Raw genomic sequence first — 13,711 nt, 5'->3', positions numbered from 1 at the left:
TGCCGGACGAGATCTCGCACAGCTCCGGGACGCACCCGGTGGCGTCGTACGTGTCCCAGCACACGTCCTCGCACACCGCCCCGCCCCGCTCGGAGCACGTCCCCGCGTACGTCCCCGTTTCCCCACCGGCCACGGCGTTCCCCGAACCCGATCCCTTCACCCTGCCCACGCTGCGGGTCATCGTCGCTGACGACAACCCGGTCGTACGGGCCGGACTGACCGCCCTGCTCAGCGGACGCGACGACATCCAGGTCGTCGCCGAGGCGGCGGACGGCCGCCAGGCCCTGCAAGCCGCCCAGCACCACCGGCCCGACGTGGTGCTGCTCGACGTCCGGATGCCCGGCGTCGACGGCATCTCCGCGCTGCCGTACCTGGTCCAGGTCACCTCGGTGCTGATGCTGACGTACAGCCGCGAGAGCGCGATCGTGCGGGAGGCGCTGCGCCTGGGCGCGGGCGGCTACCTCGTGCACGGGGAGTTCACGGCCGACCAACTCGTCGGTGCGGTACGGGACATCAAGGAGGGCCGGGCCCACTTCACCGCCTCGGCCGCCAACGCGCTGCTCGCCCATATGCGGAGCGACGGCCACGGTCACTCTGGAGCGCAGGCGCAACTTCCGGACGGACTCGGGCAGTCGCACACAGGCGTTCCGTATTCCGGCCCCGCAGGCCATCCGCAGGTCGGACAGCAGGAGCGCGATGCGACTGCACATACCGCGCCATCGCACCCCGCGCAGACCTGGTCCCCAGCTCCAGGGCATTACGGAGCGCCTGGTGTCTCGAATTCATTGCATCCGCAGCAAGACTCTTCGCAAGTGCAACCAGGTGTGTCACAGTCGTGGTCCGAACAGGGATGGGGCGCGGCGGTCTCCCCGCCGCACTCGGCCGCCCCCCGGACGCAGCAGGCGCCACCGGCACAGCAACCCCGTTCCAAGGAAGAAGAGTTCGGGCTCAGCACGAGGGAGGTGGAGGTCATGGAGCTGATCGCGTCGGGCATGACCAATCAGCAGATCGCCGCCACCTGCTTCATCAGCGAGAAGACCGTCAAGAACCACATCAACCGCATCTTCGCCAAGCTGCACAGCGGCAGCCGCAGTGAGGCCATCGCGGTGTGGCTCGGCACGGCGCGCGGCGCGGGCGGCACCGGCCCAGGCCGGGGGGCGGCCGGCCATGGCTGAGCGCGGGGCGAGCAGCGAGCGGCTCCAGGGCCGCGGGGCCCAGGCCGGAACGCGCCGGGCCCAACGCCCCCTTTGGGCCTGGGAATGGGTCCACGGGCCCTCTTGCACGACAGGTGTTCCGACGTACGTTTCTCGTGTCGAAAGCGGCACCGGCCAGGAGGAAGCCGGAACCGCGGAAGACGCCACAGGGACTTACGCGTCGGCCGGTCGATGGCCGGCCGAACTCGGAGGGGAACACCATGTCGAACGACACGATGATGAAGGCCGCAGTCAAGACCCAGGTCCGCGTGAACGGCTGGGCGAACACCACGGTCGAGCGGATGACCGGACGCGAGAAGTCCAGGGGTCAGACGGCGGTCGAGTACCTCGGCATCATCGCGGTGGTGGCGCTGATCATCGGCGCGCTGCTCGGTTCGGACATCGGCACCACCATTCTGAACAAGCTCAAGGCGCAGATCGCCAAGGTCGCGCCGTAGGTGTGACGCTTCGCAAGAACGACGACGCAGGGCAGGCCTTCCCCATCTACATCACGGTGGTGGCGGGCCTGCTCTTCCTCGCGTTCGCCTACTTCGCGGTCGGTCAGGCCGCGGTGTCCAAGAACGGCGCGCAAGGGGCGGCGGACGCGGCGGCCCTCGCGGCGGCTCAGGAGGCTCGGGACGAGCTGAAGCCCGACATGCTGCTCAAGGCGCTGCTCAGCGGCCAGACGCTGGACGACTTCCTGAACGGCAATCCCCCCGGCGCCGCCGCGGGCTGCTTCGCGGCCGGCAGATTCGCGGGCGAGAACGACGCGGAGCTGGTGGGGGGCGCCGAGGGCTGCTCGTCGCTGCCCGGGTGGCGCAATGGGTTCAGCGTCAAGGTGCGCACACTCAAGCCGATCGGCGACTCCCTGGTCGACGGGACGGAAACGAGAAAGCCGACCGCCAAGGCCACAGCGGTCATCGAGTCCCGCTGTGACTTCGTCCCCGACGAGCCCGAAGCGCCTGATGAGGGCGACGAGGGCGATACGGGCGGCGACCCGCCCGCGGGCCAGGATGACGAAGGCGCGGAGAAGCCGCCGCGCGGGTCGTTCCACTGCGACTTCGGGATCCTCCCCCTCGACCCCGAGAGCGACGACCCCTTCCCCGACCTGGCGGATCTGTTCTCCGTGCGCCTGGACGACTGACACCTCGCCGACTGACGAGCGAACGACGAGTAAAGGAACACACCTCATGAGCATTCGGCACACTACGAAGGCCCTCAGGGGCGTGGCTGCGCTGGCCTTGGCGGTCGGGCTGGCCTTCACCGTTGCGGGATGCGGTGGAGACGGCGACGGCAAGACTCAAGAGCCGGCGTCCTCGTCGCAGGGCAAGGCGAAGAGCGGCGACTCCGACAAGCAGGACACGAAGACTCCGGACCCGAAGGAGGTCCTGGCCGAACTCAAGGGTGAGAAGGGCATTGTCTTCACCATCAATTCAGCCGTACGGGACTCGGGCGGTTTCGTGACGGTGAGCGGCCAGATCAAGAACACCGGGTCGGAGATCTTCGTCGAGACCTCGGGGTGGCGCGGCAAGGAGCAGGAGTTGGCCGCCGGCGGTGACTCGCTCGGTGGCGCGACCTTGATCGACAAAGAGGGCAAGAAGCGCTACTACGTGCTGCGTGACACCGATGGCCAACCGCTGACCAGCACCGGACTCACCCAGATCGACGCGGGCAAGTCGGTCGAGGTCTTCGCCCAGTTCCCCGCCCCGCCCGACTCCACCGCCGAGGTCGACTTCCAGCTGCCGACCTTCCCCACCGCCACCATCAAGATCTCTGAGTGAGCGGCGCCATGAACCCGAATCGCACAGCGCGCCATGTCCGCACGGCCGCGGTTCTGTTCGCCGCCACCGCGTTCCTGCTCACCGCGGCCCCGTCCTTCGCCGATGACGGGCCCGGTACGAATCCGGAGTCCGTCCCGCCGGTCAAGGTGGACGGCAACGACCCCGACCTCAAGAAGCTGGACGGCGCGAAGCTCGCACCCTCCCGGGTGCTCGACATCAAGTCGGTCATCGAGTCCGAGGGCGGCGAGGAGCGCCGCGAGGACACCAACTCCGATGTGACGTTCGCGCTCCAGGCCGAAGTGCTCTTCGGCAAGGACAGCGCGAAGCTCAGCGACGAGGCCAACTCCCGTATCCAGACGATCGCCGATGAGATCAAGAGGCAGGACGCCAAGAAGGTCGAGGTCTTCGGCTTCACCGACGACCTCGGCTCCTCGGCCCACGGCGATGTGCTCTCGAAGAAGCGGGCCAACGCGGTGCAGAAGATTCTCGCCAAGGACCTCGATTCCGGCATCACCTTCGAAATCCGCGGCTACGGCGAGCAGTTCCCGATCGCCGACAACTCCTCTGAGGAGGGCCGCAAGAAGAACCGCCGCGTCGAGATCTCCTTCCCGCGCTCCGAGGGCGCCGAGAGCTGATCCCGGCTGCCTCCCCCCGTAAGACCGTCGCAGGACCGTCCGGGCCGCACCGCAGTTTGTCTGCCGTGCGGCCCGGACTTTGTGCCCGGCCCCGGTTGGGCCCGGGTTTGGGCACTGGGGCCCATGCGCCGGCCGGGAAAGCCGCCTAGCGTCCCGCGTATGGCTGGAGTCGGGGGATTCACACGAACACGTAACTCAGCACCGGAGCGCCGGAGGCGGTCGCCGATGCCGCGAGCGGTGGTGGCGGCGCGACTGGTGCTGTTCGTGCTGTGCGGGCTCTCGGCGCTCGACGCGGTGCACCTCGACGCGGTGCACCTCGACGCGCTGCGCGGGGGCGCGGTGGCGCTCCCGGCGTACGCGCTGATCCCCGCCGCGCTGGGGCTCGCGCTGGCCGGGAGCCTCCGGGTGGCCGGGCGGTTGGCCCGGTGGGCGGCGTACGGGGTGCAGTGCTGGCTGCTGGTCGAGGCGTGGGGGAACATCCGGGCCGGTGAGTGGTGGGGGTCCGCGCAGTTCGTGGCACCGCTGTTGGTGATCGTGCTGGTCTCGCTCCGGGAGTCGCGTGAGTGGTTCGCGCTGCCGGGGGACCGGCGGGCGCGGCGCGGCGGCTTCTCGCCGGTGCGGATGTTCCGGCTGCGGGTCGGTGACGCGGGGCAGACGGCGACGGAGTACGTCGGGCTGATCGCGGTCGTCGCGCTGATCATCGGCGGTCTCGCGGCCTCGGGGATCGGCCCGGAGATCAGCGAACGGATCAAGACGGCGGTCTGCGAGGTCGCCGGCGGCGCCGACTGCGGCGGCAGCGAGCCCGTCGCGGACGGCGGCGGCGGCGGCACGACCGTCGGCGGCGCTGATGGCGGCAACGGCGGCACCGGCCAACCGGCGAACAGCGCCGCGCTCACCCAGGAGGAGAAGGACTACGAAGCGGCGAAGAAGCTGCTGGAGAGGGCCGAAGAGGAGCTGAACTCCGATAAGGAGAAGGCGAAGAAAGCGGCCATTGAGCTGGCCAAGATCATCGCCGATGAGCTGGGCATCACCGACGCGCTGGACTGCATCACCAAGGGCGACGGGTCGGCCTGCGGGGCGACCATCATCAACATCCTGACGAGCCTGGTGGGCGGCGCGGTCGGGAAGCTCGCTGCGAAGTACGGCGCGCCGTGGAAGTGGAAGAAGGCCGTCAAGCTCATCGAGGCCATCAAGAAGCACGGCGGGGATCTCGCGAGCGGCTTGAAGGGGATGCTGGACAAGTCCAAGAAGGTGCGGCAGGCCAGGGAGAAGCTCGCGGCACTGGAGAAGAAGCTCCCCAAACGGGAGAAGAAGCCGGACGCGGACAAGCCGGACGCCGAGAAGCCCGACGCGGACAAGCCCGATCGGCCGATCACCTGCAAACACAGCTTCCCGCCCGGCACGGCGGTCCTGCTGGCCGACGGCACCCGAACCGCCATCGAGGACGTACGCCTGGGAGACCTGGTCACCGTCACTGACCCGGACCGGGGCCTGACCACGGTCCGGCCGGTCGCGGCCACCATCACCACCGAGGACGACAAGGACTTCACCCGCCTGACGGTGCTGGCGAACGGCCGGCCGGCCACCCTCACAGCGACCGACACGCACCCCTTCTGGCTTGTCGGGCAGGGCAGTTGGGCCGAAGCCGGCGACATCCGTCCGGGCGCGACGCTGCGCACCCCGTCGGGCGTGACCCTGCCGGTCCTCGCCGTCGGCCACTACACCGAACGGCAGCGGACGTACGACCTCTCCGTCGAGGGCATCCACACGTACTACGTGGGCGTCGGCGGTGAGAACGCTCTCGTCCACAACTGCGACGCTGTCGACAAGGACTTCGACACTCTGCCGGACGGCAAGCAGGCAGGCACCGTCAAGCTGGCCAAGGACGCGGCGGAACTGCGCAAGCACTTCGACAAGTGGACCGAGGGAGCCGAACAGCTCCCGGCGCGCGGGGACAAGATTCCCGAGGTCTACAAGCTGTCGGACGGTACGGTCGTCCAGTGGCGCAAGGCCTCGAAATCCGGCGGAGAGACGATCGACATCTTCACGCCCGGCAAGAAACCGCGGAAGGTGCACGTCGATGAAGGCAACTGAATCGCTGGCCGGCAGCATTCTGCGCGAGGCGGAGGACGACTGGATCCCGCTGGATATGCTGCTGTGGCACGCCCGTCAGAGCGCCGCCACGACGGGCGACGGTTTCGAGAAGGCCGCGATCGAGGTACTCCGCGTGCTCCTGGAGCGAGGGTGGATGGAGATCGGCGACCTCGCCGACAGCGGTTTCGTCGCTTGGACCGATCCGGTCGGCGAGATCCTGCGACGCGTGCGCGCGGATTGCGAGGCGGTCGACTGGGAGCCGCTGGGAGGGCTCTACTGGCTGTCGATCACGCCGGCTGGGCTGCGCCACGTCAGTTGACGGACCGCAGCCGTCGGACTGGAGTCGACGGACCGACGCCGAAAGGCCGAAGCCGGCGGACCGGGCCCGTGCGAGGGGCCCACGGCGTGGGTGAACCTCCCCAGCGGCGGGGCCGCCGCCTGCCTCACCTGAGCCTGGCGGCAGGCTGTGGAGCGTACGGCGACATCAAGTAGTCGTACGCTCCACACTCGCAGTTCGGCGCGCACCGTCGTCCGGGGGCGGAAGGCGGCTGAGGGGCCGCTGGGGCTGCTTGCGCGACCGACCCGGCCGCTCCGGGAGAGGAAGCACGGCCACGTACGGTTCGTGTGGCGGCCCGACTAGGGTGCGTCGAACGGCTGGACGGACGGGGGAGCGAGCTTGATGCGGGCTTGGGGGACGGGCGAGGGCGGTTCTGGGGGGCTGCGCCGCGCTGGGGCTGATCGCGGTGTTTCCGGGGCAGGCGGGCGCGGTCGATTCGGGTGATCTCACGGATGTGCCGAGGTACAAGACCTCGCCCGACGCCGAGCCGGTGAAGGGCGCGGCCAAGAGCGACACCGGGCCGAAGATCGCCCCGGGCACGTACACGGACAGCATCCGTCCCGGACAGACGAAGTTCTACGCGGCCTCGCTGGACGCGACGTCCTACGCTCACTTCTCCGCGACTCTGGCCCCGCCTCCCTTTGCCGAAGTGGGGTACGACGATGGCATCCAAGTGACGCTCAGAAAACGGCGCGCCGACGGTCGGGCAGGTCCGCTCAGCCGCACGCCGGCTGAGCCGCGCTCACCGGCTCGCCATCGGTTGCCGGGCACGCCGGGCCCGGCCGCTGAGTACTTGTACTCATGGATCATGAGTCCCCACGCGGATGCCGACTGCCCTGCGCCGCCCGTAGCGTCCGGCCTGTGTCCGAAACCGAGTTGATGCCTGATGTGAACAGTGCTTCCTCCTACCCGTCACCCGCCGACTTCGCCCGTCACGGCCTCAAGGTGGCAGGGGTCGGCTGCGCGGTGGTGATCGGGCTGCCGCTGCTGATCCTTCTCGGCCTGGGCATCACACTCGCCATCGAGCAGGCGACCTCGGAGGGTTACCCGCAGGTCACCCCCGCGGCGATGGCCCGCCGCGTCGGGACCTACTCGCAGGACGCGTACAGCGCTATGGGCGCCGGCCCCACTCTGCGCCCCGGTTCGTCGAGTGGGTACGAGGACGACGAGAACATCCTCAACGCCAACGCCTGTTACCCCGACGGCCTGGAGAGCATGGCCGACCAGCCGGTGGACGGGGCCTACAGCCTCCGCCACTCCTGGTCCGCCGGCGGGGCCCGCAGGGGTGACGCGGTTGCCGCGCTGCGCCGTCTTAGCGACCACTTCCAGCGAACGGGCTGGGACGTCACCGAGTACGACCAGGGCAAGGACGGCAGGTTCTGGAGTGTGCGGGCGGAGAGGAGCGGCGAGTACGGCGACTACTCGGCCGCCTACTCCTGGGAGCCGAGGACGAAGAACTTCTCGGGGGGCGTCGGCGGGCCCTGCGCGATGGATCCCGGTTGGCCGGAGGGCGGCGACGATCTGCCCTTGCTCGAAGGGGACGGCGAGCAACCGCCGACGCTGACACCTGGTCGAGCGGCACGTTGAGCGAGGGCTGTGACCGGCCCCCGCGCGCGGATCAGGGCGCGAGCCGTCCGCGTCGGCGGGCCGCTCGCGCCCTGGGCTGACGACAAGGGGAGATTACGCCGGCTCACCGGGTGAGTGTCGGGCCGTGACTGCCAGAGGCTCGGGGCGGGCCCCCGATCTCTCGCGCCTTGTCATCGTTGCGTCTCCCCTCGCAGATGGTGACTCGTCAGGGACCCGGGCGGTGGCGATGCCGCCTGCTCTGGGGGAGGGCGGTGCACTTCCTGCGCGCGGGTCCACTGCACGAACGGGCCGCATCAGACGGTAGGGCGCTTGCCGCCCAAGATGCACCCTTCCCACTCGATAGAACACGATTGGAGTAAGGGTTTCCGTTTAGGGAGGTTCAGTTGGTGTTTGTGGTGGCTTGTCCGTCCACGGAAATCCGGACGCCCGGCCGCAGCCCCCACCCCGCCATCACGCCCGCCTCCGTCTCCAGCACATGGCGCGACCGCAGTCGGGGCAACCCGAGCCGGCCCGGCTTCATCGTGCGTACGGCGATGACGTTCATGCGCCGGTCGAGATACGCGACGTCGATCGCGAACCGCATCCGGAAGGTGTGCACGCTGCCGGCCGGAGTCAGCAGCAACGCGCCCCGCACGCCGTCGCGCTTGAGCAGCCCGCGCGTACGGGCCCGGTAGGAGGCGGCGATCTCCAGCGGGAGGGCCTCCGGCGAGGCGGTCGCGGGGCTGTCGGTTCCGTCGTTCCCGTTTCCGGCAATGCCGTTGACATCCCCGGCGGCCTCGACGTCTCCGCCGCCCCCGCCGTCCTCGATTCGCAGTGTCGCCCTGCCGTCCCGCCAGCGCCCCATGCCGTTCCCCTCCCGCAAGCCCACGTCGAGCCGGTCCGTGCTGAGCGTTGTATCAGACGGGGATGCGGGGCGGACGCGGCACGTAGGTCCCGCTTGGGTCCCAGGGCCCATGACCCGATTAGGCGTGGCTCGTAGAGTCGGCTCGTGCTTCTGCTGCTGATCGCCCTCGCCGCCGTGTACGGCGCCGCCGCCGGGTCGCTGGTGCCGCGGGCCGCCTACCGGCTGGCCGTTGAACCCGAGGACTCCTGGCAGGCCGCGTGCCCGGCCGGGCACGCGATCGCGGGGCGGGCGTGCGGGTGGCTCGGTCTCGCCCGGTGCGCGGGGTGTTCGGCGGGGACGGTGGCCGAGGCGGGGGCCGGGCGGGCGGCGGGGGCCGCGCCCCGGGCCGGCGCCGTCGTGCGGCAGCGGGCCGCCCGCGGGTGGTACGGGCCGCGTACGCCCCTCATGGCGGCCGTCACCGCCCTGGTCTGCGGCGGGCTCGCGGCGGCGGTCGGGGCGCGGCCCGAGTTGGCCGTGTGGCTGCTGCTCGCACCGTTCGCGGCGCTGCTGGCCGCGGTCGATCTCGCCGTGCACCGGCTGCCCGATGTGCTGACGCTGCCGCTCGCGGGCGGGGTCGCGCTGCTGCTCGGACTCGCCGCGCTGTCCCCCGGCGACGGGGGCTCCTGGCCCGCCGCGCTGCTGGGCGGGCTGCTGCTCGCCGCCGCGTACTTCGTGCTGTTCCTGATCAACCCGAACGGCATGGGGTTCGGGGACGTCAAGCTGGCGCTCACGCTGGGCGTCGCGCTGGGCTGGTACGGCTGGGGCGTGCTCTTCCTGGGAGCCTTCGCGGGCTTCCTGCTCGGGGCGTTGTACGGGATCGCGCTGATGCTGCTGCGCCGGGCCGACCGCAAGTCGGCCATCCCGTTCGGGCCGTTCATGGTCGTGGGCGCTCTCGGCGGCGTGCTGCTGGGCGGCCTCGGCGCGGGGTGAACGCGTCGTCGCGGGGTGAACGCGTCGTTACGGCCAAGGCCGCGGTCACTCTGCCGGAAGGGTTCGGCGCGGGGTGAACGCGCCCTCGTCCAACGCCCCGCGCCGCGCCCCGCGGCCGACCGTGTCCGCTGCCCGACCTGCCGTGTCCGCTGCCCGTTTCGCGTGACCGTGCTTCCGTCCCGTGCCCGCGTCCTGTGCCCCACGAAAGCCCCGCCCCGGCCCCCGCGGCAGCGTCGGCGTCAAGTGGGCGTGTGCGCGCAAGGGTGACTCTGCGGAAGCGACGGCGGGCCGGAGGGGAGGGGGGCCGGCGAAACGGCCGGACCAGCACAGGACCCACACAAATGACCCTCCGAACCTCCGGCGGGCCGCTGTTCTGCCCGCTGCGGTGCAGGTGGGAGGCATGGAAGGGGTGGTGCGCAATCGTGCTTGCGAAGTGTCGGAGCAGGGCTTTGAAGGGGGTTTCCAGCCGCGCCGCGCACGGATGGAGGCGTTCCTGCGCGCACCATCCCTTACGAAGGGTTATGGTGGAAACCCCCCCTCGGGCCGGTCCATATCCCCCCCATGGACCGGCCCGATTTTTCTCTCCGGACGCGGTTTCGGCGAACTTCCCGGCCCCGGCCGATGTGCTCGCCGAACTGTTCCCGAGGCCGGTCCCGCACCCTCTGTCGATACACTTCCCGCGCTGTTGGACGGTATGGAGCGGGTGCCCGCGTGCGCGCCCGATGAGGGGGACGCATGGCAGCCAGTGGATGGGGACCGCAGAATCCCGGCAACGGGAACCCCTATGGACCGTATCCGCCGCCACCCCCGCCGCGACCCGTCCCCGTCCGCCGCCGGTCCATCTGGCGCTGGGGCCTCGTCTCGATGTTCATCCCGGTCATCCGCTCCTCCCGGCGGCGCGCCGAAGCGCTGTTCAATCAGCCGGGCGGCGGCCGGGTGGACGACCCGGTGGTGTTCCGGGTCCAGGCGTGGCGCGCGGCGCTCGGCGCGGCCACGTCGCTGCTGCTGATCTACGCCTATGGCACGGACGGCGGTTGGAGCGGGGCCGTCGACAACGGCTTCGAGAAGATCGTCATGGCGCCGCTGCTGCTGATCGTCACCGGCCCGCTGGTCATCCTCGGGCTGATCCAGGCCGCGCCCGCCGCGCACCGCGGGCTGCTCCGCTCCCGGCTGCGCGCTCCGGTCAAGGCCGTGGCCTGGTACATCGGGGTGCTGGTGATCTGCGGGGTCGTCCTGGTGGGCGGCACTACGGCGATGGAAGAGGTGCCCAGCCCGGCGAACGGTCTGATCGCCATGGGGCTGCTGGCCGCGCTGGTCTGGCTGGTGCCGTTTTTCCTCTTCGCCTCCGTCAACGCGGCGCGCTACGCGTTCAATACGGCGCATGTGCACGCGGCGCTGCCCGCGCTGCTCACTGTCGCGCTGGTCTGGGAGCTCACGCTGTTCAGCATGGCCCTCGACGGGCTGCCGCACGGTCCGCCGGCCGCGCAGCTCGCGATGGCCTTCGGCGGCCCGATCACCGTCACGGCCGTCGCGCTCTGGGAGTTGCGGCGGCTGCGCACGCGGCACGGGGTGCGGGTACGCGGCTGAGACCGACGGGCGACGGGCGATCCGGCGGGGCGCGGGGCGACGTGCGACGTGCGACGTGCGACGGATGATCCGGCGGGACGCGGGACGCGGGACGTTGTGCAGCGACACCGGGCGGGGTGCCGTACCGACTGCTCGTACGGCGCCCCGCCCGGCGCACCCCCCCGCGCGACTGACCCGCAGCGACTGACCCGCAGCGACTGACCCGCAGCGACTGACCCGCAGCGACTGACCCGCAGCGACCGCCCCGGAGCGACGGCCCCAGGGCGACCGACCCCGGCGATCAGCCCCTGCGCGCCCAGATGTTGACGCCCGGCGTGCTCTTCGCGAACGAGTCGATCTCGGTCAGCTCGTCGTCCGTCAGCTTCGCGCCGCTCAGCGCCGCGATGTTGGCCTCCAGCTGCCGCACGCTCGAAGCGCCGATCAGCGCCGAGGTCATCCGCTCGTCCCGCAGCACCCAGTTGAGGGCGAGCTGGGCCAGCGACTGGCCTCGCCGCTCGGCGATCTCGTTGAGCCCGCGCAGCCGCCGCACGACCTCGTCGGTCAGCAGCTCCGGGTCGAGGGACTTGCCCTGCGAGGCGCGCGAGCCCTCCGGGATGCCGTGCAGGTACTTGTCGGTCAACAGGCCCTGCGCGAGCGGCGCGAAGGAGATGCAGCCCATGCCCTCCGCCTGGAGGGTGTCGAGCAGGCCGTCGTCCTCCGTCCAGCGGTTGATCATCGAGTACGACGGCTGGTGGATGAGCGCCGGGACGCCCATCTCCCGCAGCAGCCGGGCCGCTTCGCGGGTCTGCTGCGCGTTGTAGGAGGAGACGCCGACGTAGAGCGCCTTGCCCTGCTGGACGGCGGACGCCAGGGCGCCCATCGTCTCCTCCAGCGGGGTGTCCGGGTCGAAGCGGTGCGAGTAGAAGATGTCGACGTAGTCGACGCCCATCCGGCCCAGCGAGGCGTCGAGCGAGGACAGCAGGTACTTGCGCGACCCCCACTCGCCGTACGGGCCGGGCCACATGTCGTAGCCCGCCTTGGTGGAGAGCACCAACTGGTCGCGGTACGGGCGGAAGTCCTGCCCGAAGATCTTGCCGAAGTTCAGCTCGGCCGATCCGGGCGGCGGCCCGTAGTTGTTGGCCAGGTCGAAGTGCGTGACGCCGAGGTCGAAGGCGCGGCGCAGGATCGCGCGCTGCGAGTCGAGGGTGCGGTCGTCACCGAAGTTGTGCCAGAGGCCGAGGGAGACAGCGGGGAGCTTGAGGCCGCTGCGGCCCGAGCGCCGGTACTCCATGGCGTCATAGCGGGAGTCCGCCGCGCGGTAAAGAGAGGTGTCAGTCACACACACCTGCCTATCACGGCCCCCCGGCGGGGCGGCGGCCGGACGGGGCGGGGCCCGGCGCGGGTGCGGCCGGCGGTGCTCCGGCGGCCCGGGTTGGGTCCCCGGTGCGTCAGCGCAGTAGGGTGACGCCCTTGGGGCAGTCGTCACTGCACGACGATTACCACTGCACGGAGTGCATGGAGGGGCTGGAAAACGCGATGCTGCACTTTCCCCGGGGACGATCCCCGTACCCCAGGGCACTGCGGGAGCTGGTCTACGGGCTGTACGCACGGCGCGTCGAGCGGCGCCTCGACCACAGTCAGGCGCCCAAGCACGTCGGCGTGATCCTGGACGGCAACCGGCGCTGGGCACGGAACACCGGAGGCACCACCGAGCAGGGCCACCAGGCCGGCGCGGAGAAGATCCAGGAGTTCCTGGGCTGGTGCGAGGAGACCGATGTCGAGGTCGTCACGCTCTGGATGCTCTCGACCGACAACCTCGACCGCCCCGCAGCCGAGCTCAACCCGCTGCTGGGCATCATCGAGGGCACCCTGCGCGACCTGGCCGCGGACGGCCGCTGGCGGGTGCACCACGTGGGCACCCTCGACCTGCTCCCCGCCCGCACGCAGTCCGTACTGAAGGAAGCCGAGCAGGCGACCGACGGCATCGACGGCATCCTGGTCAACGTCGCGGTCGGCTACGGCGGCCGGCAGGAGATCGCGGACGCGGTCCGCTCGCTGCTCATGGAGCACGCGGGGCGCGGCACCTCCTTCGAGGAGCTCGCGGAGATCGTCGACGTCGAACACATCTCCGAACACCTCTACACACGCGGCCAGCCCGACCCGGATCTGGTGATCCGAACGAGTGGTGAGCAGCGGCTGTCCGGGTTCATGCTCTGGCAGAGCGCGCACTCCGAGTACTACTTCTGCGAAGTCTTCTGGCCCGCGTTCCGCAAGGTGGACTTCCTGCGCGCGCTCCGCGACTACGCGGCCCGCCACCGGCGCTACGGGGGCTAGTCCAGAGCTGGTCCCGGCCCCCGGGCCAGGCCCGTTCCGTAGTCCGCCCGCGCCCGGCGCGGGCGGACTCGCGCGCTCCGGGGCCGCCCCCGGGCGCCCGGCGGCGGACACCGCTCTCCCTGGGCTTTCCGCTCCGCCCCCGGGCCGTCCTCCCGGCTCTGCCCGCCTCCCGGCGCCGCTCTTCCCGGGTCTGACGGGCCGAGGGCGACTCGCGAGCCGCGTGGGGGCCCGTACGAACTGTTTACCTCTCCGTCGCATATGCCATGGCATGGCCGCGGCAGTTCGAGGGCATACCCCTTCCAGGCCGACGTTCTCTCCAGGGGCGTCGAGCCGCCAGCAGGAGGCTCGGGCCCTGCCTTCGCCTCCGGCCG

Annotated in this window: 13 protein-coding genes; 11 read left to right on the top strand and 2 right to left on the bottom strand. The window is 70.8% G+C overall.

The annotated features are described in order from the left end of the window. From QMK28_RS09630 to QMK28_RS09595, 8 genes are all read left to right on the top strand, one after another. The coding region (locus tag QMK28_RS09630; RefSeq protein ID WP_443050607.1) for a response regulator at positions 1–1,175 on the top strand (1,175 nt) is incomplete at its 5' end. A gap of 239 nt (positions 1,176–1,414) precedes the next feature. After that, complete coding sequence (locus QMK28_RS09625) at positions 1,415–1,651, top strand: hypothetical protein (protein ID WP_326436625.1); 237 nt, start codon at positions 1,415–1,417, stop codon at positions 1,649–1,651. Between the two features lie 2 nt (positions 1,652–1,653). Beyond that, positions 1,654–2,337, top strand: coding sequence for a pilus assembly protein TadG-related protein (locus QMK28_RS09620; RefSeq protein WP_326436624.1), 684 nt, complete (start codon positions 1,654–1,656; stop codon positions 2,335–2,337). A gap of 46 nt (positions 2,338–2,383) precedes the next feature. Continuing rightward, positions 2,384–2,974: a hypothetical protein gene (locus tag QMK28_RS09615; RefSeq protein ID WP_326436623.1), complete on the top strand. Its 591-nt coding sequence runs from the start codon at positions 2,384–2,386 to the stop codon at positions 2,972–2,974. An 8-nt stretch (positions 2,975–2,982) separates the two neighbouring features. Then, entirely contained in the window at positions 2,983–3,609 is a 627-nt protein-coding gene (locus tag QMK28_RS09610; protein WP_326436622.1) for an OmpA family protein, read from the top strand. Positions 3,610–3,834: 225 nt separating this feature from the next. Then, positions 3,835–5,703, top strand: a complete 1,869-nt coding sequence (locus QMK28_RS09605) for a polymorphic toxin-type HINT domain-containing protein (RefSeq protein ID WP_326436621.1) — start codon at positions 3,835–3,837, stop codon at positions 5,701–5,703. Continuing rightward, positions 5,690–6,022 carry a hypothetical protein gene (locus QMK28_RS09600; protein ID WP_326436620.1) on the top strand — a complete coding sequence of 111 codons (333 nt, stop codon included), beginning with the start codon at positions 5,690–5,692 and terminating at the stop codon, positions 6,020–6,022. The genes QMK28_RS09605 and QMK28_RS09600 overlap by 14 nt, the downstream gene beginning before the upstream one ends. 879 nt (positions 6,023–6,901) lie before the next feature. After that, complete coding sequence (locus QMK28_RS09595) at positions 6,902–7,627, top strand: hypothetical protein (RefSeq protein ID WP_326436619.1); 726 nt, start codon at positions 6,902–6,904, stop codon at positions 7,625–7,627. 379 nt (positions 7,628–8,006) lie between these two features. Here the strand turns inward: QMK28_RS09595 and QMK28_RS09590 are convergent, their stop codons facing one another. After that, positions 8,007–8,471 carry a DUF192 domain-containing protein gene (locus QMK28_RS09590; RefSeq protein ID WP_326436618.1) on the bottom strand — a complete coding sequence of 155 codons (465 nt, stop codon included), beginning with the start codon at positions 8,469–8,471 and terminating at the stop codon, positions 8,007–8,009. 144 nt (positions 8,472–8,615) lie between these two features. Between QMK28_RS09590 and QMK28_RS09585 the strand changes: the two genes are divergently transcribed. Both QMK28_RS09585 and QMK28_RS09580 read left to right on the top strand, forming a co-directional pair. Next, positions 8,616–9,440, top strand: coding sequence for an A24 family peptidase (locus QMK28_RS09585; protein ID WP_326436617.1), 825 nt, complete (start codon positions 8,616–8,618; stop codon positions 9,438–9,440). 735 nt (positions 9,441–10,175) lie between these two features. After that, complete coding sequence (locus QMK28_RS09580) at positions 10,176–11,027, top strand: hypothetical protein (RefSeq protein WP_326436616.1); 852 nt, start codon at positions 10,176–10,178, stop codon at positions 11,025–11,027. Between the two features lie 280 nt (positions 11,028–11,307). On the opposite strand, the gene mgrA is transcribed toward QMK28_RS09580, so the two are convergent. Next, on the bottom strand, positions 11,308–12,345 hold the full coding sequence (gene mgrA / locus QMK28_RS09575; RefSeq protein WP_326436615.1) for an L-glyceraldehyde 3-phosphate reductase: 1,038 nt from the start codon (positions 12,343–12,345) through the stop codon (positions 11,308–11,310). 197 nt (positions 12,346–12,542) lie between these two features. Here mgrA and QMK28_RS09570 point away from each other — a divergent pair, with 197 nt between their 5' ends. Beyond that, the gene (locus QMK28_RS09570) at positions 12,543–13,340 is read left to right on the top strand and encodes an isoprenyl transferase (RefSeq protein ID WP_326436632.1); all 798 of its coding nucleotides are present in this window, start codon (positions 12,543–12,545) and stop codon (positions 13,338–13,340) included. The last annotated feature ends 371 nt before the right edge of the window (positions 13,341–13,711 follow it).

Source organism: Streptomyces sp. H27-D2 (assembly GCF_035828615.1).
Lineage (GTDB): Bacteria > Actinomycetota > Actinomycetes > Streptomycetales > Streptomycetaceae > Streptomyces.
Note: the sequence above shows the minus strand (reverse complement) of the source record. Positions and strands in the feature narration are given on the sequence as shown.